Source organism: Mesorhizobium erdmanii USDA 3471, assembly GCF_000472705.1.
Lineage (GTDB): Bacteria > Pseudomonadota > Alphaproteobacteria > Rhizobiales > Rhizobiaceae > Mesorhizobium > Mesorhizobium erdmanii.
The window spans coordinates 89,473-111,799 of record NZ_AXAE01000011.1; the positions used below are offsets into that span (position 1 = coordinate 89,473).

The following is a 22,327-nucleotide window of genomic DNA, read 5'->3' on the forward strand; positions in this document are numbered from 1 at the left end:
TCGCCGCGGCGCGGAGCCCGCCTGCGCAGGCAATGGCTAAAAATCAAATAAAGTGAGTTTCAAGCACGAAGAAAATGGTGAACGCGGCGGTTACCATAAACGGATTGGTAACGCTGCCCGTCTAGCGTGGCTGGAAGTGAGGCAGGACCCTTTGCCGCCTCCAACGCAACGAAGAATCCAAGGGTAATATCAGTGCGTCAGGCGTTGTTGGGCATCGTTTCCAAATCCACTTCCCCCCTCAAAGCGATCATGGTCTTCGCCCTGGCGGTGACGTTCGTTTGTGCCGACGTGGCCTCATCGCTGGCAGCACGGCCAGCGGCCATTGTCGTGGATGCCAAGACCGGCAAGGTGCTGTATTCCGCGGATGCCAACGGCAGGCGCTATCCGGCGTCGCTGACCAAGATGATGACGCTTTATCTGACCTTCGAAGCGATGGCGAAGGGCAAGATCAACAGGAATTCGCAGGTCGTGTTTTCGGCCCATGCCTCTGCCGAAGCGCCGACGAAACTTGGCGTGAAGCCGGGCGGTTCGGTCACGGTCGAGACCGCGATCCTGTCGATCGTCACCAAGTCGGCGAACGACTCGGCCACCGCGCTCGGTGAAATGCTCGGCGGCGATGAACCCACTTTTGCCCGCATGATGACCGCCAAGGCGCGGCAGCTCGGCATGAACGGCACCGTCTTTCGCAACGCTAACGGCCTGCCAGACCCCGGCCAGTTCACCACGGCGCGCGACATGGCGACGCTCGGCATCGCCTTGCGGGAGCATTTCCCGCAGTACTATGGCTATTTCTCTCAGCGCTCCTTTCTCTACGGCCGTCAGCGCATCAACGGTCACAACCGTCTGCTTGGACGCATCAAGGGCGTCGACGGCATCAAGACCGGTTACACCCGCGCTTCCGGTTTCAACCTCGTCTCGTCGGTCAACGACGGCAACCGCCGCCTCGTCGCGGTTGTCATGGGCGGCACGTCGGGCGGCAGCCGCGACAACCAGATGGCAAGCCTGATCAACACCTACATGCCGAGGGCCTCGACCCGCGGTGGCGGCGATCTGGTTGCCAAGGCCGACAGCAGCAACCCGATCAAGGCCCTTGCCAAGGTTATCCTGCCCAAACACGACGCCCCGACCCCGGACGACAAGCCGGTGGCGGTGGCCAGCGCCGACGATACAGCCGTTACCGAAGACGCGACTGTCGCCGAGGATGACACCGCCGACAGCGATGCCCAGGCCGAAACACCCAAACTGGTCGCCCCGGCAAAGAAGGTGAAGACGGTCATCGTCGCCGCGCCGAAGGTCGCCACCGCCCAGGTCGTCGCCGCCTATGCCGAGCCGACGCCGCCGGCCGTCGATCCGGTCAATACCGCTTCGGTGCCGTCGGGTTGGGCCATACAGGTCGCGTCGTCGCCGAAGCAGTCGGAAGCCCAGGCCTTCCTCGACAGGACCACAAAGCAGGCGCCCAAAATCCTGGCGGACGCGTCGGGCTTCACCGTCGCCTTCGACAAGGATGGCGAGACGTACTACCGCGCCCGCTTTGGCGGTTTCGGTTCGAAGGATGCCGCCTGGAAAGCCTGCACCGCTTTGAAGAAGAAGAAAATCGCCTGCTACGCCGTCCAGCAATAGGACAGCGTGGAAGATATCTCCCGGAAATTTTTTGCGTCGAAGGAGACTAGTTGTGATTGGAGAGCAAGACGTCCTTGGCTTCGTTGATTCGCGCCGCCAGGAAAGACGTGCCGCCGATATCGGGGTGCAGGCGCTGCATCAGGCGGCGGTGCGCCTTGCGGACATCCGCCGCGGCGGCCCCCGCTTCAAGACCAAGGACCTTGTAGGCCTCCTCCTTAGTCATGGCGCCCGGACCTGGCGCAACACCCAGCCCTTCGCCACCGTTCGTCTCAGTGTTTTTGCGCCAGACGGGAAATCTGCCGTCAAGATACGTCTCTAGCAGCTGGCAGCTCTCCGCGTCGCCGGAGAGCTCACGGTAGAGATGCTGCAGCTCGCCAAGACCCATCGCGCCAAGCATCTTGCCGTCGTGGCGGCCAGCCAGAACCAGCCCTTCGAGGCCGCCCGTATTGTGATCCAGCTCCATCTCGAGCGCTGCCGTTCGCACCGTTGAGCGTTTTCCTGGCTCCGGCCTGACGTCAGGCCGGTCCGCACGCGTGGCGAAATACCAGCCGATTGCCGCGAACAGAATGACGCCGCCGATTCCGCTTCGGCCAACCAGAAGCACCGCGCCGCCCACCAGCGCCAGCAGGATCGGTCCCATTGTTCTGGTCCCGCTTGCCAGCCGGGCCGGATCGGCCCGAAGGAAGGCCGATGCTACCCCGAGCATCACCAGCAGCAATGCGACCAGACCGATAATTGCGCCTAACATTTCCCACCGCCCCGCAGGTTCCCTGCCCGCCCGGACAGCCGCCTGATGTCATCCAGCACTTTTTCTGCGCCGGAATGATGGCCTTCATCGAGACAGGGAGAGGACCGCCCTGCGAGATGGCTCCCCAACTCCGTGGCCCTTGCCGAATTCGACGGCTGTTCATTGCGCATGAGTTCAAGATGTGGCGTTGTCGAGCCGCTTGCAAGTCCAGCAAGAGGCAAGAGTGAGGGCCAGAAAGCCCGCGCAGGCGGCAGGCAATACCGCCGCGCTATGGCTTATAGCAAACCCAGATCGGCAAGCTCGCGCCTGAGTTTCGGTGGCATCTCGACCAACCCCGCCTTGCCCTTGCCGAGGTCGAGGGGCGCGTCCGATGGCTTCAGGTAGCGCCAGCCCTGGAAAGCCCGGCGCGGCTGCCAGTCGGTGCGCACGACGTGCGGATCGAGCATCAGATGGCAGCGGCCAATGCCTTCGTCATCGGTGAAGGGCCTGATCTCGGTGATCAGCTGGCGGCATTGCACGCTGCCCTTGATCACCCAGTAGAGCGAGCCGCCATCGGTAATCTCAGCGCCGCGCGTCGGCACCATGCGGGTCGTGTGCCAGTGTTCGGCCGGTTCACCGGCCCGCCGCCGTTCGTCGAGACGGAACTCGATCCATTCCTCGAGATCCTCGACGCTGTCGCAGCCGACGCACAGTTTTAGGAGATTGAGAGCCATTCGTTAAGGTTAGTCGTGAGCGCCGAGACGTCAACGGCCTGACGGACTTCTCCACAGTGCGAGTTCGGTCCAGCCCCTCAGCACTCGACGACATTGACGGCGAGCCCGCCAAGGCTGGTTTCCTTGTACTTCTCGTTCATGTCGAGCCCGGTCTGGCGCATGGTCTCGATCGCCGCGTCGAGCGGTACGAAGTGGACGCCGTCACCCTTGATCGCCAGGGACGCCGCCGTCACCGCCTTGACCGCGCCGAGTGCATTGCGCTCGATGCACGGCACCTGCACCAGCCCGCCGACTGGATCGCAGGTCATGCCGAGATGGTGTTCGAGCGCGATCTCGGCGGCATTCTCGACCTGCATGGGTGTGCCGCCCATGACGGCACAGAGGCCGGCCGCGGCCATCGCCGAGGCGGACCCGACCTCGCCCTGGCAGCCGACCTCGGCGCCCGAGATCGAGGCATTGCTCTTGATGATGCCGCCGACGGCCGCCGCCGTCAGCAGGAAGTCGCGGATGCTCGGCTGGTCGGCCTCGGGATGAAAATGCAGCCAGTAGCGCAGCACTGCCGGCAGCGTGCCCGCCGCCCCGTTGGTCGGCGCGGTGACGACGCGGCCCCCGGCGGCATTCTCCTCGTTGACGGCCATCGCGTAGATTGACAGCCAGTCATTGGCGAGCAGCGGATTGGGCCGGTTCTGTTGCCACTGTTCCTGCAGCTTGTCGTGGAGCTGCCGGGCACGGCGCCGCACCTTCAGCCCGCCCGGCATGATGCCGTCCTGCGACAGGCCACGGTCGATGCAGCCCTTCATCGCACCCCAGATGGCGTCGAGGCCGGCGTCGAGCTCTTCGCGCGACATCTGCGTTTCCTCGTTGATGCGCTTCATCTCGGCAATGGAAAGACCACTCTTGCCCGCCATCTTCAGCATCTCGACGGCGTTCTTGAAGGGATAAGGCACTTTCTTGCCTTCTGATGTCACGGACCCCTTGGCCTTCATCCGCTGCAGTTCTTCTTCCGAAACCACGAAGCCGCCGCCGATCGAATAGTAGATGCGCTTGAGCAGCAGACGGCCACCGCCATCGTAGGCATAGAACGCCATGCCGTTGGCATGGCCGGTGAGAGGCGTCTTGCGGTCGAGCACCAGATCGGTGGCTGGGTCGAACCGATAAGAGGGATGACCGGGAGGCGTAATGCGCTTCTCGGCAGCGATGCGGCTGGCAATTCGGTCAGCCTGGTCGGGATCGACGGTCTGCGGCGTCAGGCCGGCAAGGCCGAGCACGACAGCACGATCGCTGCCATGGCCGATGCCGGTATAGGCGAGTGAACCGTGCAGGCTGGCGCCAACGCGATCCACGCTCACACCAGCGGGTCGCGGCCAGTCACCATCCAGGATTTCGTCCAGGAAACGCGAGGCAGCCGTCATCGGCCCCATCGTGTGCGAGCTCGAAGGACCGATGCCGATCTTGAACAGGTCGAAAACCGAAAGGAACACGTTGTCTCCTGGAGTCGCGTCGAGGACTACATATAGGAATTGCCAGGATGTTTCCGCTCTTTTGAAATTCGCGGCGCTGCGCCTGCCGACCTTGTTTGCTCCGGCAGCGACATTGTGTCGTCGATCGCAATGTCAGTCATCGAAGCCACCGCGCCGGATGTGATAAATTCGGCTTATGGGCGATTCCCTCGATCTTTCGACAGCCGATTTAGCGGCGCTGGGCCTTTTCCTTCTCGCCTGGGTGCTGCATACGCTCGCTTCCGACGGCCGGTTGGTCAGCCGCATGTCGTTGACGATGGCCATGAATGCGCAGCGCGAGGCCTGGATGCGCACCATGGCCGAGCGCGAAATCCGCATCGTCGACACCGCCATCATGAGCGGCCTGCAGCAGGGAACTGCCTTCTTCGCCTCCAGTTCGCTGATCGCGCTTGGCGGCTGCTTTGCCTTGCTCGGTGCGTCCGACCGGGTGCTCGAGGTGCTGAGCAACCTGCCACTCGGCGGCGCGCCGTCGCGCTCGGCCTTCCAGATCAAGGTGCTGGGACTGGTTCTGATCCTGGCCTTTTCCTTCTTCAAATTCGGCTGGGCCTACCGGCTGTTCAACTATTGCTCGATCCTGATCGGCGCCGTGCCGATCCCGCATGGCGAAGCTTCACGCAATGCCGTCACGCAAACGGCTGTATGGCGTGCGACGCAGATGAACATGCTGGCCGGCAAGCATTTCAACTCGGGCCTGCGCGGCGTGTTCTTCTCAATTGGCTATCTCGGCTGGTTCGTCGATCCGATGGTGTTCGTGGCTTCGACGCTTCTGCTGCTGGCCGTGCTGGTGCGGCGTCAGTTCTTCTCGGCGGCGCGGCGCGCCGTTATCGGTCAGCCGCCCGGTGCTGGGAAAGGCTGATCGATGCGGCCGGAAAGCCAATAGGCGAAAAGCCCGATCCATTCGCGAACGGCCACGGTCGTATTCTCCAGGGAATCGGCCGGATTGTCGCGGAACAGGCCGACACCTTCCTTGCCGGAGGTGCGATAGTCGACCGGCCACGGGACGGTTGGAAAACCCGCTCTGTCGAACAGCGCCTTGGCCCGGGGCATATGGAAGGCGGAGGTCACCAGCAGCCAGGTCTCGCCCGGTCCCGGTTTGACAAGTTCATGGCTGAAGACCGCATTTTCATAGGTATTGCGGGACTTGTCCTCGAGGACAAGACGATCGGCCGATACACCCAGCGGCACGAGCAGGCGGGGCGCGGTGTCGGCATCACCCTCGCCGTCCAGCAACAGTGAGCCATTCCCACCGGAGACCACCACCTTCGCCTGCGGGAAGCGCCGGGCAAGGATTGCGGTCTCGACCATGCGATCGCCGCCGCTGCTCAATTCATAGCCGCCGCGTACCAGATTGATCCCACCCTCGAAGCCGCCGCCGAGAACGACTATGCCGTCGACCTTTTGCGGCAGCGGCGGCCGTGGAAAGCGCTCTTCGAGCGGATTGAGCATCATCGCGCCGAGCGACGTCCAGGCCGAGAGCGCAAGGATCAGAAACGCCAGAATACTGCCGGTGACGGCCATCCGCCGCCGGCCGATCATGCCGGCGATCAGCCCCGCCAGGAACAGGAAGATCGTGAGGTTGAGCGGCTGGATGAAAAACCAGAAGATCTTGGAAAGATAGTAGAACATCGCTCACCCCGCCGCGCGCGTGTGGCCGCGCACAGCACGCTGTAGCAATTGATTTCGCCCATGATCCTTCCCGAAAGCCGATTCCGGTTTTCGCGATCATGCCGCTAGACGAGCGATACCCTTACCACCACTTTTCCGGCTGAAATGTGCCGGCCGCCTGTTCGATGACGGCAGCGGTCTGAAACAGCGTTTCTTCCTCGAACGGCCTGCCGATCAGCTGCAGGCCAAGCGGTAGCCCCTTGGGATCGAGCCCGGCGGGCACGGCGATACCCGGCAGGCCGGCCATGTTCACGGTGACGGTGAAAATGTCGTTGAGATACATCTTGACCGGGTCGGCAGCCATGTCCTCATCGGCAATGCCGAAGGCGGCCGACGGCGTCGCCGGGGTCAGGATGACGTCGACGCCGGCGGCGAAGACGTTTTCGAAGTCGCGCTTGATCAGGTTGCGCACCTTCTGCGCCTGCAGATAGTAGGCGTCGTAATAGCCGGCCGACAGCACGTAGGTGCCGATCATGATGCGGCGCTTGACCTCGCGGCCGAAGCCGGCGGCGCGGGTCTTCTCATACATGTCGACGATGTCCTTGCCGGGCACGCGCAGGCCGTAGCGGACGCCGTCATAGCGCGCCAGGTTGGACGAAGCTTCGGCGGGCGCTACGATGTAGTAGGCAGGCAGCGCGTATTTGGTGTGCGGCAGGGAAATGTCGACGATCTCGGCGCCGGCATCCCTGAGCCAGGCAATGCCCTTCTGCCACAGGGCTTCGATCTCCTCGGGCATGCCGTCGACGCGGTATTCCCTGGGAATGCCGACCTTCATGCCCTTGATCGGCTTGCCGATCGCCGCCTCATAGTCCGGCACCGGCCGGTCGACCGAGGTCGTGTCCTTCGGGTCGACGGAGGCCATGGACTTCAGCAGGATCGCGGCATCGCGCACGTCGCGCGCGATCGGTCCAGCCTGGTCGAGTGACGAGGCGAAGGCGACGATGCCCCACCGTGAGCAGCGGCCATAGGTGGGCTTGATGCCGACCGTGCCGGTGAAGGCGGCCGGTTGGCGGATCGAACCGCCGGTATCCGTGGCAGTCGCGCCGGCGCATAGGAAGGCCGAGACGGCGGTGGCCGAGCCGCCGGAAGAACCGCCCGGCACCAGTTGCGCATTGTCCAGGCTGCGCTGGGTTTTCGTGCCGCCGGCCGAGACGAAGCCACCATCGCCCTGATGCGTCGTCGGCATCACCACCGTGTCGAGGCGCGAACGCCGCCAGGGATTGATCACCGGGCCATAATAGGAGGTCTCGTTGGACGAGCCCATGGCGAACTCATCCATGTTGAGCTTGCCGAGCATGACCGCGCCGTCGGCCCACAGATTTGATGTAACGGTCGATTCGTAGCGCGGCTTGAAGCCGTCGAGCACATGGCTGCAGGCCTGGGTATGAACGCCTTCGGTGCCGAACAGGTCCTTGATCCCCAGCGGGATGCCTTCCAGCGCACCGCCCTCACCCTTGACGAGCCTGGCATCCGACGCCTTGGCCATATCTAGCGCCTTGTCGCCGGTCACCGCGACATAGGCATTGAGCGCCGGATTGGCGCGGTCGATCGCCGAGAGATAGGCCTCTGTTATCTCGGTCGCGGTGATCTCCTTGCCGCGCAGCTTGGCGCGGGCCTGCGAAATCGTCAGTCGGGTCAGGTCGCTCATCAAAGGCTCTTTTCGTAAAACACCGACCACTCGGAATCGGGATAATCCAGCACCGGGCCGCAGCGCGAAAATCCGGCACGTTCGTAGACGGCCCAGGCGGCGGGATGACGATCACCCGTCTCCAGCACCAGCCGCTTCAGTCCTTCCTGCCTCGCCAGCGCCTCGACCCGTTCGACGATCCTGGCGCCGATTCTCTGGCCGCGATGCGAAGGCCGCGTATACATGCGCTTGACCTCGCCGATCCCGGCGCCGTGACGCTTGAGCGCCCCGCAACCGATGGCAAGGCCATTGTCACGGGCAATGAAAACCGTCGTGTCCTGGCCCGCCATCTGTTCCACCGTCAGGTGATAACAATGCTCCGGCGGCGTCAGTTCAAGCAAGGTCTCGTTGAGTTCCGTGACCAGGCCGCGCACGTCGTCCTGCAGCGGTGTCTCGATGGCGATCTCGATTGCCATCGGGGCCTTACTCCACGACCTTCGGCACGAGGAAGAAATTCTCTTCGGTCGCCGGTGCGTTGGCGACAATATCGGCCGCCTTGTTGCCGTCGGTGACGACGTCCTGACGCTTCTTCATCTCCATCGGCGTGACCGAGGTCATCGGCTCGACGCCTGATACATCGACCTCGTTCAGCTGCTCGACAAAGCCCAGTATGGCGTTCAGCTCGCCGGTCATGCGCTCTGCATCGTCTTCGCTGACCGCAATGCGGGCGAGACGCGCCACGCGCTTCACTGTCTTGACATCAACGGACATACATTTTGCCTCGGGGAAAACCAGTCCGCGCTATAGCGGCGCGGCGCGCACTGCGCAACATGCATCGTGCCAAGGCATCACGCCAGACTGCCATGCCGGCCCGGTTCTTGGGACGGCGCAACAGGGCGGACAACTCGAACAATCGCTTCCTTGACGAACACTGCCGCATGGGTCCTCGCACGGCGAAGGCTCGCAATTCCGCATTGGAACAGCCAGGCTCAAGCGATCGATATGCCAGATAGGGATCCTAGTGCCGGAATGGCCGTGATTGGATTGGCTCGAACAACTTTCGCAGGAGAGATTGGAGCGATCCGCGACGTGCGGTTCCAGCTTTGGGAACACCAGCCAGATCGCCCCAACGCCATGGATTTGCTCCGCTTTGGCTGTTTCTAGATCGTAATCGCTTTGCCGATGTCAGGCAATGCGACCTTGACCCCGGACCCTTCCAGGCCGGCCTCGAACTTCTCGGGCGTCGGATCGATCATCGGAAATGTACCGAAATGACAAGGGACGACCGTGTCGAACTTGAAGAAGCGACGGCAGGCAAGGGCCGCCACCGCACCGCCCATGGTGAAGCGGTCACCGATCGGCACGATGCCGATCTTCGGCTCATGCAGTTCGTTGATCAGCGCCATGTCGGAGAAGATATCGGTATCGCCCATGTGGTAGAGCGTCTTGTCTTCCGGGAAATGCAGAACCAGCCCGCCCGGATTGCCGAGATAGACGTTCCTGCCGCCGTCTTCGCCAAACGAGGAAGAGTGGAGCGCCTGGACGAAGGTGGTGGTAAAGCCGCCGCAATCGACCGTGCCGCCGATATTGCCGGGGTTGATCTTGCCGCCGTCGACGCCCTTGCCGACCAGATACATGCAGATCTCAAAATTGGCGACCAGCTGCGCGCCGCTCTTGCCGAGCACTTCCAGCGCACCGCTGATATGGTCGCTGTGTCCGTGCGTCAGCAGGACATGCGTTATCCCCTCCGCCGGCCCTTCCCAGCCGCCTGTCCAGGACGGATTGCCGATCAGATAGGGGTCGATGAGGATCTTGGCGTCGCCGGTTTCGATACGGAAGGCCGAATGGCCGTACCAGGTCAGTTTCATGAATGCATTCCTCGATTTTTGCCGGGTCAAAGGATAGAACGCCGATGGCCCGGAGATCAAAGGGTATAGTGTCCGCCGCGCCTCCGGAAGGATGGGCGCTGCTGAAAAAGATAAGGGAAAACTGTTGGCTATCATCACGATTGAGCAATTGCCGGCACGGCTCGCCGATGGCAGGACGCTGGCGGGGCTCGATCTCGGCGACAAGACCATCGGCGTCGCGGTTTCCGATCGGGGCTTCTCCTTCGCCCATCCACGCCCGGTCATCATGCGAAGGAAATTCTCGCTCGATGCCGCCGTGCTTCTGGCGTTGCTCGAGAAGGAGAACGCCGGCGCGGTGGTAATCGGGCTGCCGATCAACATGGATGGATCGGAAGGGCCGCGTGCGCAGAAATCACGCGCCTTCGTGCGCAACATGGCGCAATTGAGCGACCTGCCCTTCGTATTCTGGGATGAGCGGCTCTCGACGGTCGCGGCCGAGAGGACGCTGATCGAAATGGACTTTTCGCGCGCCAAACGTGCCGGCAAGATCGATTCGGCGGCGGCCGCCTTTATTCTGCAGGGAATTTTGGACCGGCTTCAGTCGCTCGATGCAGCCGATCGAACGGAACCTGGACCGCCCAACGCCGACTGATCCAGCCGGCGATTTCGCGACGGCGGCGGAAAGCCCAGAGGGCCAGCAACAGAAACCCGTCGAAGATGCACGTCTTGGCTACCATTCCGGGGATGATCGAAGGGTCGATGCCCAGCATCTGACCGTAGAGCTGGAAGAAGAAGTCATGCGTCCGCCGGCTGAGCATGACGTAGCCGAAATTGAGGTCGTTGGCCGACAGATAGAACCAGCCCCAGAAAATCGCCATCGGGGCCGCCCACATTCCGAAGATATAACGCATCAGCGGCCTCCCTTCCCTTTCGGGCTGGCCCGGCCCGATATCAGGGAGAGCAGCGAATTGTGAGCCGCTGCCTTCGCCATTGTGTGCGCCGTAGCCCGGAAATCGAGGTCATCCGACGCCTCCGCCGAGCGCCGCTCGGCGAGCATCGCGACATAGGAGGCCAGAAGTGCGGCCAGTTGCACCGCGACGACCATGAAAAGCCCGTTGATGCCCTGTGCGGCGCCACCGATCAGGATCATCGACAGCACACCGGAAGCCGAAATGAAGGCGATACGAACGACGCTCTCGGCGCCCGGGCTGGTCGCATCGCTGATCAGGGAATCGACAAAGGCCCAGAAGAACAGCACCGAGACGACCAGCAAGGCGGTCGCCAGCGGCGCGACCACGACGAGATTTTCCAGATTGACGAAGCGGGCGCTCTCGACGGTCACACCGAGTACGCCGAGGGCTGCCGCCACACCGCGATCACCGTCGATGCAGATCAGCGCCAGCAGGGCAAAAACAATTGCCCAGTGCACGGACAGAAAGGAGGTCATTACGTGTCGCATCGTGGTTCCTGCTTCGGCGGCGATGACAGTGGGCTTTGCCGCCCGCCGCCGCAATGGAAACCATTTGTTAAGGTTAACGGCGATGCACAGGGCACGCCCCCCGGATGTGTTCAGCCGATCGAAGCCCCAGCGGCATGCAGCACCCGGCTCAGTTCACCGGCGGATAGAGCGTGTCGATGATCATGCGCGCGTCGTGGCGCGAGTCGAGCATGCCATAGGTGTTGCGCCACTGACCGGCCAGGCGCGTTTCGACGAAGGCATCGGCGATCCGCCCTGCCCCCAGCCGGCGCAATTCCGCCGCGGCGGCCGACAGTGCCAGTTGCTCCGTCAGCAGGCGTGCCGAACCCTCGTCGGTCGAAGCCACCTGCATCGCCGCCTTCAGTACACCGATCGTGCCGCGCCCGCCGGCGCCGAGGTCGCGGTCGATGCCGGCCAGCACCTCTTCGAACAGCCCAGGCGCGCGGCCAAGCACGCGCAGCACATCGAGTGCCATGACATTGCCCGACCCTTCCCAGATCGCATTGACAGGGGCTTCGCGGTAATAGCGTGCGAGCGGCGCCTCCTCGACATAGCCATTGCCGCCGAGGCATTCCATCGCCTCGTAAAGCAGCGGCGGTGCGATCTTGCACACCCAGTATTTGACGACCGGCGTCATGGCACGGGCAAACGCCGCCTCGCCGCGATCTCCCGCCGCCTCGTCGAAGGATCGCGCCAGCCTGAACGACAGCGCCGTGGCCGCGGCGACATCCAGCGCCATGTCGGCCAGCACGCGCTGCATCAGCGGCTGCTCGATCAAGGTCGAGCCGAAAACCTGGCGATGGCGAGCATGATGAACGGCTTCTGCCAGCCCCGCCCGCATGAGAGCCGAGGACGCCACCGCGCAGTCGAGCCGGGTCAGGGTCACCATGTCCATGATCGTCTTCACGCCGGCGCCGGGTTCGCCAACCATCTCGCCGATGGCATTGACGAATTCGACCTCGGAAGACGCATTGGAGCGATTGCCGAGCTTGTCCTTCAGCCGTTGGAAGCGGAAGCCGTTGCCCGATCCGTCGCCGAGAACGCGCGGCACGAGAAAGCACGACAGTCCCTCCGGCGCCTGCGCCAGCACCAGGAAGGCATCCGACATCGGCGCCGACATGAACCATTTGTGCCCGGTCAGGCGATAAAAACCGCTGCCGGCGCGTTCAGCCCTTGTCACATTGGCGCGCACATCGGTGCCGCCCTGCTTCTCCGTCATGCCCATGCCGAGCGTCAGTCCGGTCTTCTCCACCGGCGGCTTCTGACTCTGGTCATATTTGCGCGTGGTCACGCGCGGCGCCCATTCGCGAAACAGCTTTGGGCTGGCCATCAATGCCGCCAGCGAAGCGCTGGTCATGGTGATGGGACAAAGGTGCCCGGTCTCGAGTTCGGCGGTCAGATAAAAACGGGCAGCGCGCACCTGATGGCGGCGGCCGATCTCGGCGTCACCATTTTCCCAGACCGACGAATGCAGCCCATTGGCCACCGAACGGCGCATCAACGCGTGGTAAGCGGGATGGAATTCGACAAGGTCTATGCGCCGTCCCTGGCGATCATGCGTCCTCAGTTTCGGCGTCTCGACATTGGCGAGACGCGCAAGTTCCTGCGCCTCCTGCGTCAGCACGAAACGGCCGAGCCCGTCTAGTTCCTTGCGCACCGGATCGGAAAAGCGCTCGGCAAGCTGGATCAGCAACGGATCGCCCCGCCAGGCGTTGCCGCCCGTCAACGGCGGCGGCTGGTTCGTTACGTCGTCGGTCACGCCCAATCCTTTTATCGGTAGACCTTTTGTCGGTAGAAAGGTCTTATCGTGCGAAAGCCTCGAATCCGAGGCCCTCGGCTAGATATAGCCAAGCGTTGCCGCGCGCGCGACGAAAATACCGGCCGATCTCATCGGCCATCTCTACAAAAAAATGAGGAGAACGGCGCCAAACGAAAGCTGGTGCTTGCGGGCGCAAAATCCGCACCCTATAGCAGCCACTTGAGATGACCGACGCTTCGTCCCTGCCACTCTATCCCCACCGCCATCTTCTGGGCATCAGCGATCTTTCGCCTGGTGACATCGAGCTTTTGCTGGACCGGGCGGACAGGGCGGTCGCGATCTCGCGGCAGTCCGAGAAGAAGACCTCGACGCTGCGCGGACGCACCCAGATCAATCTCTTCTACGAGGCCTCGACCCGGACGCAGTCGTCCTTCGAGCTTGCTGGAAAGCGGCTCGGCGCCGATGTCATGAACATGTCGGTGGCAAGCTCGTCGGTGAAGAAGGGCGAGACGCTCATCGACACGGCGATGACGCTGAATGCCATGCGGCCCGACATATTGATCATCCGCCATCAGTCGGCGGGTGCCGCCGCTCTTCTGGCGCAGAAAGTCGGCTGCTCCGTCGTCAATGCCGGTGATGGTGCGCATGAACACCCGACCCAGGCGCTGCTCGACGCGCTGACCATCCGCCGCGCCAAGGGGCCGCTGTCGAAGCTGATCGTGGCGATCTGCGGCGACATCCTGCATTCGCGCGTCGCGCGTTCCAACATCATGCTGCTCAACGCACTCGGCGCGCAGGTACGCGTGGTGGCACCCTCGACGCTGCTGCCCTCCGGCATCGAGAAAATGGGCGTTATCGTCACCCGATCGATGGCCGAAGGCCTCAAGGACGCCGACGTGGTGATGATGCTGCGCCTGCAGCGCGAGCGCATGGAAGGCGCGTTCGTGCCTTCGGTGCGCGAGTATTTCCGCTATTTCGGCCTCGATGCCGAGAAGCTGAAGGCCGCCAAGGACGATGCGTTGGTGATGCATCCCGGCCCGATGAACCGCGGCGTCGAAATCGCCTCGGAAATCGCCGACGGCCCGCAAAGCGTCATCCAGGAACAGGTGGAGATGGGCGTCGCCGTGCGCATGGCGGTGATGGAAGCGCTGCTCGACCCCCGTCGCAATCAAGAAGGCCGCGGCGCATGAGCATAACGGTCTTTGAACGCGCTCGCATCGTCGACCCCTCTCGCGGCATCGATGAAGTCGGCTCTCTCGTTGTCGATGGCAAGAAAATCCTTGCCGCGGGCAAGGCAGCGTTGAACCAGGGCGCGCCCGATGGCGCCCTCATTACCGATTGCGCCGGCAAGGCGATCATTCCAGGCCTGATCGACGGTCGCGTCTTCATCGGCGAGCCGGGCGGCGAACATCGCGAAACCATCGCTTCGGCGAGTGTCGCGGCGGCGGCCGGTGGCGTCACCTCCGTCGTCATGATGCCCGATACCGACCCGGTGATCGACAATGTGGCGCTGGTCGAGTTCGTGCTGCGTACCGCCAAGGACACGGCGAGCGTCAACATCTTCCCGGCGGCGGCGATCACCAAAGGGCTCGATGGCCGCGAGATGACCGAATTCGGCCTGTTACGCGAGGCCGGCGCCGTGGCTTTCACCGATGGCCGCCACACCATATCGAGCGCGCTGGTGATGCGCCGCGCGCTCATCTACGCCCGCGACTTCGGTGCCACCATCGTCCATGAGACGCAGGATGCCGACCTCGGCTCGTCAGGCGTCATGAATGAAGGCCTGTACGCCAGCTGGCTCGGCCTCTCCGGCATTCCGCGCGAGGCCGAATCGATCCCGCTGGAACGCGACCTGGCTTTGGCCCGGCTGACGCGCGGCTTCTACCATGCGGCAAAAATCTCGACGGCGATGGCGGCAAACGCCGTGACGCGCGCCAAAGCCGACGGTGCGGCGGTCACATCAGGCGTGTCGATCCACAATCTGTCGCTCAACGAAAACGACGTCGGCGAATACCGCACCTTCTTCCGGCTGACGCCGCCGCTACGTGCCGAGGAAGACCGGTTGGCGATGATCGAGGCGGTCAGGGACGGCACGGTCGACATCATCGTCTCCTCGCACGATCCTCAGGATGTCGACACCAAGCGCCTGCCCTTCGCCGACGCGGCCGCCGGTGCCATCGGGCTGGAGACGCTGCTCGGCGCCGCCTTGCGGCTCTACCACAATGGCGATGTGCCGTTGCTGCGGCTGATCGAAACGCTCTCCACCGCGCCGGCAAAACTGTTTGGACTGTCCGGTGGCACGCTGAAGCCCGGCGCCGTCGCCGACCTTGCGCTTGTCGATCTCGATGAACCATGGATCGTCAGCGAAAGCGGCATTCGCTCGCGCTCGAAGAACACCTGCTTCGAAGGTGCGCGCCTGCAAGGCAAGGTCTTGCAAACGCTGGTGGCGGGCCGCACAGTGTTCTCGGCATAGGCTAAGAACGGGCGCACACCTGATCTCGCCTATCTGGGGGAAATGCGGGGGAAACAATGACTTACGGCCTGATCCTGGCGCTGGTGTTCGGCTACCTCCTGGGCTCGATTCCCTTCGGCCTGCTGCTGACCCGCGCCGCCGGCCTTGGTGACGTGCGCAAGATCGGCTCCGGCAATATCGGCGCCACCAACGTACTGCGCACCGGCAACAAGGGTCTTGCCGCCGCGACCTTGCTGCTCGATGCGCTGAAAGGCACGGCCGCCGTTCTGATATCAGGCCATTTCGCGCCGGAAACGGCAGTCTGGGCCGGCCTCGGCGCTTTTCTCGGCCACCTCTTCCCGGTCTGGCTGGGCTTCAAGGGTGGCAAGGGCGTCGCCACCTATCTTGGCGTGCTGATCGGCCTTGCCTGGCAGGTGGCGCTCATCTTCGCCGTCGTCTGGCTGGCGATGGCATTCCTTTTTCGCTATTCCTCCCTGGCGGCGCTGACGGCGGCCGTCGTCGTGCCGATTGCCCTTTATTTCATGAGCGCGCCGCAGACCGCCGTCCTATTCGTGGTGATGAGCATCATCGTTTTCATCAAGCACAGGGCCAACATTTCCCGGCTCCTTGCCGGCAGCGAGGGCAAGATCGGAGCCAAGGGATGAGCGAGCCTGCCGCCGGGCCGCGCCTCAGCGACCGGCAGCGGCTGAGCTGGCTGCGGCTGATCCGTACCCAGAATGTCGGACCTGCCTCCTTTCGCGACCTGATCAACCGCTTCGGGTCCGCCGAGGTGGCGCTGGAGATCCTACCGGAACTGATGATTTCGGGCGGCGCCAGCCGGATAGCCCGCATTCCATCGATTGCCGAGGCCGAGGCCGAGTTGGAAGCAGCCCGGCGGGCGGGCGCGCGTTTCGTCGGCATTGGCGAGCCCGATTATCCGCCACTGCTGAGAAGCATGGACAATCCACCGCCCCTGCTGGCGGTGAAGGGTAATGCCGCGGTGTTCCGGCTGCCGGGCATTGCCATTGTCGGCGCCCGCAACGCATCGCTGGCCGGCATAAAGATGGCGCGCATGCTGGCGACCGATCTTGGCGGCGACGGCTATGGCATCGTGTCGGGGCTGGCACGTGGCATCGACACCGCAGCGCATCAGGGCAGTTTGGCGACCGGTACCATCGGTGTGCTCGCCGGAGGCCTCGACCTGCCCTACCCGCCTGAAAATGCTGGTCTGTGCGACGAAATCGCCGGGCGCGGCGCCATCATTTCGGAAATGCCGTTCGGCTGGCAGCCACGCGCCCAGGATTTTCCACGCCGCAACCGCCTTGTCGCTGGTGCTGCCCTCGGGCTGGTGGTGATCGAGGCAGCACAGCGGTCGGGTTCGCTGATCAGCGCGAGACTTGCCGGCGAAATGGGCCGGCTGGTGTTTGCCGTGCCCGGCTCCCCGCTCGATCCCCGGGCCGCGGGCACCAACGGCCTGCTCAAGGACGGCGCCATGCTGGTCACCGAGGCGTCGGATATTTCCAGGGCGATCGCGCCCCTGACCGGCATGCGGGCGCCTGAGGTGCCGCCATTTGAAGATCCGCCCGACTTCTCGGCCACGCCGCCACCCGGCGAGAGCGACCGCGCCAAGGTCATCGAGGCGCTCGGCCCGACACCCGTGGCTATCGACGAGATCATTCGGCACACCGGCCTGCACCCGGCCCAGGTTTTCATGGTGCTTTTGGAACTCGACCTCGCCGGCCGGCTCGATCGCCATGCCGGCGGCAATGTTTCGTTACTGTTCGGGGAAGGCTGACCCAGCCATCAATGGCGGCTGGGTTCTTTCTCGCTGGTCTCGGCGTAATCCGGCGTGTTGGCTCCACACTGGTTCTTTTCGACAGCCTTGCGCCAGACTGCGTCGGCGTCTTCGGGGTGCAACGGCCCGGCTGCCGTCTTGGCATCACCGTCTAGGGGCCTGGAGCGCCGCCGCAGCCAGGCGGGCATGATTTCCCGGATGAGGCTGGTCAGTTGGGTCATTGCAAACTCCTTCCATGCGTGAACCGGGGGGCTCGGATGCCGGTTTCACTTGGCCATTTCGGCTGGCATGGCGGCGGTCCCGTGCCCGGCCAGGCCGTCCAGCCATGCCAAGGCCGCATCGACGCCGGCCAGCGCAAACGGTGCCGCTGTCGATCCCTGCGGCTTTATGCGAACCGAGATACCGCCCAATTCATTGACCACTTCGAATCCGTTTTCGTCGGATGTGTCGTCACCAAGGAACACCGGCCGCCGGCCCCTGAAAGCCGCAGTTTGCATGAAGCGTCGGATGGCTGCTCCCTTCGCTGCCTCCAGCGGCATCAGCTCCACACCGGCATTTCCGGCCAAGACCCGATATCCCGCGGGTAATCTGTCCAGTGCCCGTTCGACCAGGTCGGTTGCGCGGTTCAGCAAATGCGGGGCCGCGCGCGTATGAATGGCCAGGATCGGCCCCTTGCGTTCGATATAGACATCCGCGTTGTCCAGTTCCGCCGCGATTTCGTCGGCAAGCGCGGCAATGTCAGCCGGTTCGACGGCCGCCTCGACCGCCCCATCGCGTATCAGCCTGTGCTCGAGGCCATAAAGTCCCGCGGCGCGCAATCTGAGAGGCTGGAAGAGATGGTCGACGGCGGCGATCGACCGCCCGGTAATGAACGCCAACGCTCCATCCAATTGCGCTTCGAGCCGCACCAAGAGTGCGCGCAACCGCTCGTCTACAGCCACCGCATCGGGATGCGCGGCATGTTCGAGAAGCGTGCCATCGATATCGAGGAACAGGCTCCACGGCCCTTGCGGGACCTCGGGCACCGGCAGGTTTGACAGTTTAGACATCATAACGCCGCCACGCGTTTTCGATCGAGCAGCGATATCACATTGCCCGGCGCCGCTGGCGCGGCGCCGACGGCACGATCGACCGCGATGCGCTTGCGCAGGCGCGCGGCGTCCAGAAGCATGCTGCCCGCCCATCGATAGACATTGTTGTCGCGAACGACCTCGCGCATGCGCTGCATGCGCTGGCGTTGTTCCTCCTCAGACATCGTCAAGGCCTGCAGCAAGGCGTCGCCCATCATCGCCGCGTCATAGGGATTGACGATCAGTGCCTCCAGCAGCTCCTTCGAGGCGCCGGCAAACATGCTGAGCAGCAACACACCCTGTTCATCCTCGCGCGCCGCGACAAACTCCTTGGCGACCAGGTTCATGCCGTCATGCAGGCTGGTGACCATGCAGACGTCGGCGGCACGGTAGATTTCATAGACCTGCTGCTGTGAATGATGTTCCGTCACCATCAGGACGGGCGTGTAGCCTTCGCGGCCATAGCGCCGGTTGAGGTCCTCGGCGTGGCGCAGGCACTCCTCGTAGAGCTGTTGATAGGCAGGCAAGGTGCCGCGGCTGGGTGCGGCAATCTGCAGAAGCGCCACCTTGCCGATCCATTCCGGATGAAGCTTCAGCAGTTCATCCAGCGCGCTGAGGCGATCGAGGATACCCTTGGTGTAGTCGAGCCGTTCGACGCCGACGCACAGCCTGACATCTTCGCCCAGGCCGAATTTTTCGCGGACCTGCCGGCGGCACTGCGTCACGTCAGGCAGTCTGTCCAGCTGCGCCGGCGGCCATTCGATTGAAATCGGATAGGCATGGACCAGACTGATCTCACCGCCGTAGGAGATGGCCGAATCCTCGCGCTCGATCCGGCTCTCCAGGAAGCGGTCGACGCTGTCGATGAAGTTGTTGCAATGGAACTGGGTGTGAAATCCGACAATCGAACTCCCGAGCAGGCCCTCAAGTATCTTCTCGCGCCACGGGCAGATGCTGAACACTTCCGAATTCGGCCATGGAATATGCCAGAAAGTTATGATGATCGCCTCCGGCAGGCGCTCGCGGATCATTCGCGGCAGCAACGCGAAATGATAGTCCTGGACCAGCACGATCGGCCGCTCGTTGCGGGCCTCCGCGATGACGGTGTCGGCGAACTTGCGGTTGACCGCCTCGTATGCCTCCCAATCGGAGGCGCGGAATATCGGCCGGGTGAAGGCGATATGGCATAGCGGCCAGAGACCTTCATTGGCAAAGCCTAGATAGTAGCCTTGCTGTTCCTCCTCGCTCAGCCAGACCCGGCGCAGGGTGTAGGAAGGATCCTCGGGAGGCACCTCGATACGGTCGTTTTTGTCGACTACGAGCGTGTCGGCCGAACCGCCGCCATAGGCGATCCAGGTGCCCGCACAGGCGCGCGTGATCGGCTCCAGGGCGGAGACGAGCCCGCTTGCGGGTACGACCAGCTGGATGTCGTCGCCCTCGCGGTTGTGGATATACGGCTCGCGATTCGAGACGACGATCACCTGGGCTTCGGGGAGTTCGGTCGCCAGGATATGACGAAGCGTTTCAGGCGACCATTGCACCAGCGCGGCGGCGGCCGACTGCCCATTCTTCTCGAATTCCGGCAAGGGACTGCGCGCAGGTTCCGAGGCCACAGCGACCGGCCCGTTCGACGCGCGCGCGCGCAACATCATCGCGACCAGCACAATGGCCAGGACGCCGACCGCTACGAGGATGAGAACCCACAATGAGAACACGGGAATGACCAGGTACGAACTGTTGTCGGGCATTGAAATCGATTACCTTTCAATGGGATACCTCAGCGACTTCATCGACCTGATTTCGGCACCCATGGCGCGGGTGCAACGCCCGTGGCGCGGGATGGTTCCAATTTTTCAGCTCCTGACCACGAGAGGCACCAGCCCTTCATGCGGCTCGGCGAGGAAGGCGCCGACACGATCCCCGACGCGCTGAAACGTCAGATCCACCGCTGCCTGTCCTACTGAAAGATGACGAATGACGAGGCTGTCGATGCCGATCGGCAGGCGCGGCCGGGTCACATGGATCTCGCCTGTCCAACCATCGATCTGGAGGCCAAGGCACGATTGCATCAGCATGAAGGCTGAACCGGCGGACCAGGCTTGCGGCAGGCAGGCTACCGGATAGGCGATCGGCGCTTCGCCGGCCGCGCGGGTAAAGCCGCAAAAGAGCTCGGGCAGCCGCATGTTGAAATGGACGGCGGATTCGAAGGTTCCGCTCATCAGCCGCACCACGCTGTCGCGGATGCCGTAGCGCGCCAGTCCGGCAGCGCAGATCGCGGTGTCGTGCGGCCAGATGGACCCGTTGTGATAGGACATCGGATTGAAGAAGATCGCGTCGTCCGCCAGCGTTCGCAGCCCCCAACCGGAATGGAAAGAGGCTGACAGCAGCTGGTCGGCGACCATGCGCGCGCGATCCGGGCTGGGAAGGCCGACGTAAAGCAGGTGACCGGCATTGGATGTGCGCACCTTGCAAGGCTGGCCGTCGCCATCCAGCGCCAGCGCATAGTAGCCGAGCTCTTCGATCCAGAAATGGCGCTCGACCTGTTGGCGAATGGCGTCGGCGCGCATTTCCCAGCTTTCCGCCCGCTCCACGTCACCACGTAGCCGTGCCAGTTTCGCCAACCCCTGGAACGCCGCGAAGACGTACCCCTGCACCTCGACCAGCGCGATCGGCCCCTTCGGAATGCGGCCGTCGGCGTGGAAGACAGAATCGAAACTGTCCTTCCATCCTTGGTTGGCCAGGCCGGATTCGGCGGCGCGCTGGTAGGTGAGGAATCCCGTCGAACGGCTCGCCGTTTCGATCCACTCGGCCGCTGCGCACAACGACGGCCACAGGTCATCGATGAAGGCCGTGTCCCCCGTGCGGTCCGCATAGGCGCAGGCAAGATGGATATAGAGCGGCGTCGTATCCACGCCGCCATAGTAGCGACCGAACGGCAACTCGCTGAGCGCCACCATCTCGCCCTTGCGGGTCTCGTGCATGATCTTGCCAGGCTCGGAATCGCTGAACGGAGAGGTCTCGGTTGCCTGATGCTGGGCGAGAAACGCCAGGACGCCGCGCGCCAGGCCAGGATTGAGCCAGAGCATCTGCAAGGCCGAGATCACGCCATCCCGGCCAAAGGCGGTGGAGAACCAGGGAATGCCGGCATAGGGATATGGCCCGGTCGCCAGTTCCGTGGTCAGCAGCGCGACATCGGCGCGGGCCCGCTCCATCCAGTCGTTGAAAACGCGGCCTGAACTGTGCAGCGTTGCGCCATGACGGCGTTTGGCACGCATGCCAAAACGAGCACGGGCGGCAGCAGCGCGAAACCGGTCGCTTTCGGGGCGAGCATCGGTCTCGTCGCCCACTTCCACGTAAAGCGTCTGGCTGCTGCGCTTGGTAACGGCGATGAAGAAGTCCGCCCGCTCGGAGGTCAGTTGATCAGGAGTATGCGAAAAAGAAATCGCCGATGTCCGCACCACTTTGTCCAGGCCTTCGTAACCAAGCACGACCGCATTGCGGGTAATCTCGGCCGTGTGGGCGGTTCCACGCTTCGAACGGGTCGAGCCGCGGACCTCGAACATATCGCGGAAATCAGCGCCGAAACTCAGCGACAGCAAGATCGTCGAATGCTCCCGGCTGTAGTTCGAGAGCGTTATGCGCTCATATAGCCGTTCCTCCCACAGCAGCCTGACGCGCTCGATATGGATAGCACCTTGCGGGATCTGTCGGCCTGCCGTGCTCTCGATCGGCAGGTTGGTCAGGTTGGTGGTGAACAGCACATTGTCCTGGCTGAGCGATGCACCGAGCAACGACGTCGATCGCCCGCCGACGGTGAGGCGAAATTCGGAAAGCACGCGGGTATCGTCACGGAAGAAGCCATCGCCGACACCACGTATGTCGCCATAGGCATCGGCAACGGCAAAACAATCGCCATGCTTGAGAGCGAACAGGCGGTGCGGCTCCCTGGGCGCGGTCTCGTCGAGGGACGCCAATGCTATGGCCGGATCAAGCTTGCGCTCGTCGAGTTGAGTGATGGTCAAGAAGATTGTCCC

Annotated in this window: 22 protein-coding genes; 7 read left to right on the forward strand and 15 right to left on the reverse strand. The window is 63.4% G+C overall.

Annotation, left to right across the window (positions count from 1 at the left end; translation table 11 throughout):
- The first annotated feature begins 192 nt into the window (after positions 1 to 192).
- Positions 193 to 1,620: a D-alanyl-D-alanine carboxypeptidase gene (locus A3AU_RS0105555; RefSeq protein WP_027051902.1), complete on the forward strand. Its 1,428-nt coding sequence runs from the start codon at positions 193 to 195 to the stop codon at positions 1,618 to 1,620.
- Positions 1,621 to 1,666: 46 nt separating this feature from the next.
- Here A3AU_RS0105555 and A3AU_RS0105560 read toward each other — a convergent pair whose 3' ends face one another.
- The 3 genes from A3AU_RS0105560 to A3AU_RS0105570 all read right to left on the reverse strand — a co-directional run bounded on the left by A3AU_RS0105560 (position 1,667) and on the right by A3AU_RS0105570 (position 4,562).
- Positions 1,667 to 2,368 (reverse strand): DnaJ domain-containing protein, encoded by a 702-nt coding sequence (locus A3AU_RS0105560; protein ID WP_027051903.1) that lies wholly within the window; start codon positions 2,366 to 2,368, stop codon positions 1,667 to 1,669.
- Positions 2,369 to 2,643: 275 nt separating this feature from the next.
- Positions 2,644 to 3,081 carry a DUF1489 family protein gene (locus A3AU_RS0105565; RefSeq protein WP_027051904.1) on the reverse strand — a complete coding sequence of 146 codons (438 nt, stop codon included), beginning with the start codon at positions 3,079 to 3,081 and terminating at the stop codon, positions 2,644 to 2,646.
- Between the two features lie 77 nt (positions 3,082 to 3,158).
- Complete coding sequence (locus tag A3AU_RS0105570) at positions 3,159 to 4,562, reverse strand: L-serine ammonia-lyase (protein WP_027051905.1); 1,404 nt, start codon at positions 4,560 to 4,562, stop codon at positions 3,159 to 3,161.
- 175 nt (positions 4,563 to 4,737) lie between these two features.
- Between A3AU_RS0105570 and A3AU_RS0105575 the strand changes: the two genes are divergently transcribed.
- Positions 4,738 to 5,457: a DUF599 domain-containing protein gene (locus A3AU_RS0105575; protein ID WP_027051906.1), complete on the forward strand. Its 720-nt coding sequence runs from the start codon at positions 4,738 to 4,740 to the stop codon at positions 5,455 to 5,457.
- Here A3AU_RS0105575 and A3AU_RS0105580 read toward each other — a convergent pair.
- From A3AU_RS0105580 to A3AU_RS0105605, 5 genes are all read right to left on the reverse strand, one after another.
- Positions 5,430 to 6,227 carry a YdcF family protein gene (locus tag A3AU_RS0105580; RefSeq protein WP_027051907.1) on the reverse strand — a complete coding sequence of 266 codons (798 nt, stop codon included), beginning with the start codon at positions 6,225 to 6,227 and terminating at the stop codon, positions 5,430 to 5,432. The genes A3AU_RS0105575 and A3AU_RS0105580 overlap by 28 nt on opposite strands.
- A gap of 121 nt (positions 6,228 to 6,348) precedes the next feature.
- Positions 6,349 to 7,914, reverse strand: a complete 1,566-nt coding sequence (locus A3AU_RS0105585) for an amidase (RefSeq protein ID WP_027051908.1) — start codon at positions 7,912 to 7,914, stop codon at positions 6,349 to 6,351.
- The gene (locus A3AU_RS0105590; protein ID WP_027051909.1) at positions 7,914 to 8,369 is read right to left on the reverse strand and encodes a GNAT family N-acetyltransferase; all 456 of its coding nucleotides are present in this window, start codon (positions 8,367 to 8,369) and stop codon (positions 7,914 to 7,916) included. Before A3AU_RS0105590 ends, A3AU_RS0105585 begins: the two co-directional genes overlap by 1 nt.
- A 7-nt stretch (positions 8,370 to 8,376) precedes the next feature.
- Complete coding sequence (gatC, locus tag A3AU_RS0105595; RefSeq protein WP_027051910.1) at positions 8,377 to 8,664, reverse strand: Asp-tRNA(Asn)/Glu-tRNA(Gln) amidotransferase subunit GatC; 288 nt, start codon at positions 8,662 to 8,664, stop codon at positions 8,377 to 8,379.
- 389 nt (positions 8,665 to 9,053) lie between these two features.
- Positions 9,054 to 9,761 carry a metal-dependent hydrolase gene (locus tag A3AU_RS0105605; RefSeq protein ID WP_027051911.1) on the reverse strand — a complete coding sequence of 236 codons (708 nt, stop codon included), beginning with the start codon at positions 9,759 to 9,761 and terminating at the stop codon, positions 9,054 to 9,056.
- A 124-nt stretch (positions 9,762 to 9,885) separates the two neighbouring features.
- On the opposite strand from A3AU_RS0105605, the gene ruvX reads away from it, so the two are divergent.
- Positions 9,886 to 10,392 (forward strand): Holliday junction resolvase RuvX, encoded by a 507-nt coding sequence (ruvX, locus tag A3AU_RS0105610; RefSeq protein WP_027051912.1) that lies wholly within the window; start codon positions 9,886 to 9,888, stop codon positions 10,390 to 10,392.
- Here the strand turns inward: ruvX and A3AU_RS1000000140270 are convergent.
- The 3 genes from A3AU_RS1000000140270 to A3AU_RS0105620 form a co-directional block, all read right to left on the reverse strand.
- Complete coding sequence (locus tag A3AU_RS1000000140270; RefSeq protein WP_081709449.1) at positions 10,310 to 10,651, reverse strand: DUF6105 family protein; 342 nt, start codon at positions 10,649 to 10,651, stop codon at positions 10,310 to 10,312. The genes ruvX and A3AU_RS1000000140270 overlap by 83 nt on opposite strands.
- The gene (locus A3AU_RS0105615; protein WP_027051913.1) at positions 10,651 to 11,199 is read right to left on the reverse strand and encodes a hypothetical protein; all 549 of its coding nucleotides are present in this window, start codon (positions 11,197 to 11,199) and stop codon (positions 10,651 to 10,653) included. The genes A3AU_RS1000000140270 and A3AU_RS0105615 overlap by 1 nt, the downstream gene beginning before the upstream one ends.
- 148 nt (positions 11,200 to 11,347) lie before the next feature.
- The gene (locus tag A3AU_RS0105620) at positions 11,348 to 12,976 is read right to left on the reverse strand and encodes a DNA alkylation response protein (RefSeq protein WP_027051914.1); all 1,629 of its coding nucleotides are present in this window, start codon (positions 12,974 to 12,976) and stop codon (positions 11,348 to 11,350) included.
- 224 nt (positions 12,977 to 13,200) lie between these two features.
- Here A3AU_RS0105620 and A3AU_RS0105630 point away from each other — a divergent pair, with 224 nt between their 5' ends.
- The 4 genes from A3AU_RS0105630 to dprA are packed head-to-tail and all read left to right on the forward strand — an operon-like array spanning position 13,201 to position 17,223.
- On the forward strand, positions 13,201 to 14,166 hold the full coding sequence (locus tag A3AU_RS0105630; RefSeq protein ID WP_027051915.1) for an aspartate carbamoyltransferase catalytic subunit: 966 nt from the start codon (positions 13,201 to 13,203) through the stop codon (positions 14,164 to 14,166).
- Positions 14,163 to 15,449 (forward strand): dihydroorotase, encoded by a 1,287-nt coding sequence (locus tag A3AU_RS0105635; protein WP_027051916.1) that lies wholly within the window; start codon positions 14,163 to 14,165, stop codon positions 15,447 to 15,449. The genes A3AU_RS0105630 and A3AU_RS0105635 overlap by 4 nt, the downstream gene beginning before the upstream one ends.
- A gap of 56 nt (positions 15,450 to 15,505) precedes the next feature.
- A complete protein-coding gene (gene plsY / locus A3AU_RS0105640; RefSeq protein ID WP_027051917.1) occupies positions 15,506 to 16,093 on the forward strand; it encodes a glycerol-3-phosphate 1-O-acyltransferase PlsY in 588 nt (195 codons plus the stop codon).
- Positions 16,090 to 17,223, forward strand: a complete 1,134-nt coding sequence (gene dprA / locus A3AU_RS0105645) for a DNA-processing protein DprA (RefSeq protein WP_027051918.1) — start codon at positions 16,090 to 16,092, stop codon at positions 17,221 to 17,223. The genes plsY and dprA overlap by 4 nt, the downstream gene beginning before the upstream one ends.
- An 8-nt stretch (positions 17,224 to 17,231) precedes the next feature.
- On the opposite strand, the gene A3AU_RS0105650 is transcribed toward dprA, so the two are convergent.
- The 4 genes from A3AU_RS0105650 to A3AU_RS0105665 all read right to left on the reverse strand — a co-directional run bounded on the left by A3AU_RS0105650 (position 17,232) and on the right by A3AU_RS0105665 (position 22,309).
- The gene (locus A3AU_RS0105650) at positions 17,232 to 17,444 is read right to left on the reverse strand and encodes a hypothetical protein (protein ID WP_027051919.1); all 213 of its coding nucleotides are present in this window, start codon (positions 17,442 to 17,444) and stop codon (positions 17,232 to 17,234) included.
- Between the two features lie 45 nt (positions 17,445 to 17,489).
- Positions 17,490 to 18,272 (reverse strand): trehalose-phosphatase, encoded by a 783-nt coding sequence (otsB, locus tag A3AU_RS0105655; protein WP_032916932.1) that lies wholly within the window; start codon positions 18,270 to 18,272, stop codon positions 17,490 to 17,492.
- On the reverse strand, positions 18,272 to 20,041 hold the full coding sequence (locus tag A3AU_RS0105660) for an alpha,alpha-trehalose-phosphate synthase (UDP-forming) (protein WP_027051921.1): 1,770 nt from the start codon (positions 20,039 to 20,041) through the stop codon (positions 18,272 to 18,274). Before A3AU_RS0105660 ends, otsB begins: the two co-directional genes overlap by 1 nt.
- A gap of 105 nt (positions 20,042 to 20,146) precedes the next feature.
- A complete protein-coding gene (locus A3AU_RS0105665; RefSeq protein ID WP_027051922.1) occupies positions 20,147 to 22,309 on the reverse strand; it encodes an amylo-alpha-1,6-glucosidase in 2,163 nt (720 codons plus the stop codon).
- Between the last annotated feature and the right edge of the window lie 18 nt (positions 22,310 to 22,327).

Bases quoted from the DNA above. Each gene is read 5' to 3' on its own strand.
- A3AU_RS0105565 (WP_027051904.1), bottom strand. From the start codon at position 3,081: ATGGCTCTCAATCTCCTAAAACTGTGCGTCGGCTGCGACAGCGTCGAG.
- A3AU_RS0105660 (WP_027051921.1), bottom strand. From the start codon at position 20,041: ATGCCCGACAACAGTTCGTACCTGGTCATTCCCGTGTTCTCATTGTGG.
- A3AU_RS0105630 (WP_027051915.1), top strand. From the start codon at position 13,201: ATGACCGACGCTTCGTCCCTGCCACTCTATCCCCACCGCCATCTTCTG.
- A3AU_RS0105580 (WP_027051907.1), bottom strand. From the start codon at position 6,227: ATGTTCTACTATCTTTCCAAGATCTTCTGGTTTTTCATCCAGCCGCTC.
- dprA (WP_027051918.1), top strand. From the start codon at position 16,090: ATGAGCGAGCCTGCCGCCGGGCCGCGCCTCAGCGACCGGCAGCGGCTG.
- A3AU_RS1000000140270 (WP_081709449.1), bottom strand. From the start codon at position 10,651: ATGCGTTATATCTTCGGAATGTGGGCGGCCCCGATGGCGATTTTCTGG.
- otsB (WP_032916932.1), bottom strand. From the start codon at position 18,272: ATGTCTAAACTGTCAAACCTGCCGGTGCCCGAGGTCCCGCAAGGGCCG.
- A3AU_RS0105585 (WP_027051908.1), bottom strand. From the start codon at position 7,914: ATGAGCGACCTGACCCGACTGACGATTTCGCAGGCCCGCGCCAAGCTG.
- gatC (WP_027051910.1), bottom strand. From the start codon at position 8,664: ATGTCCGTTGATGTCAAGACAGTGAAGCGCGTGGCGCGTCTCGCCCGC.
- A3AU_RS0105635 (WP_027051916.1), top strand. From the start codon at position 14,163: ATGAGCATAACGGTCTTTGAACGCGCTCGCATCGTCGACCCCTCTCGC.
- A3AU_RS0105605 (WP_027051911.1), bottom strand. From the start codon at position 9,761: ATGAAACTGACCTGGTACGGCCATTCGGCCTTCCGTATCGAAACCGGC.
- A3AU_RS0105560 (WP_027051903.1), bottom strand. From the start codon at position 2,368: ATGTTAGGCGCAATTATCGGTCTGGTCGCATTGCTGCTGGTGATGCTC.
- A3AU_RS0105590 (WP_027051909.1), bottom strand. From the start codon at position 8,369: ATGGCAATCGAGATCGCCATCGAGACACCGCTGCAGGACGACGTGCGC.
- A3AU_RS0105615 (WP_027051913.1), bottom strand. From the start codon at position 11,199: ATGCGACACGTAATGACCTCCTTTCTGTCCGTGCACTGGGCAATTGTT.
- A3AU_RS0105575 (WP_027051906.1), top strand. From the start codon at position 4,738: ATGGGCGATTCCCTCGATCTTTCGACAGCCGATTTAGCGGCGCTGGGC.
- plsY (WP_027051917.1), top strand. From the start codon at position 15,506: ATGACTTACGGCCTGATCCTGGCGCTGGTGTTCGGCTACCTCCTGGGC.
- A3AU_RS0105650 (WP_027051919.1), bottom strand. From the start codon at position 17,444: ATGACCCAACTGACCAGCCTCATCCGGGAAATCATGCCCGCCTGGCTG.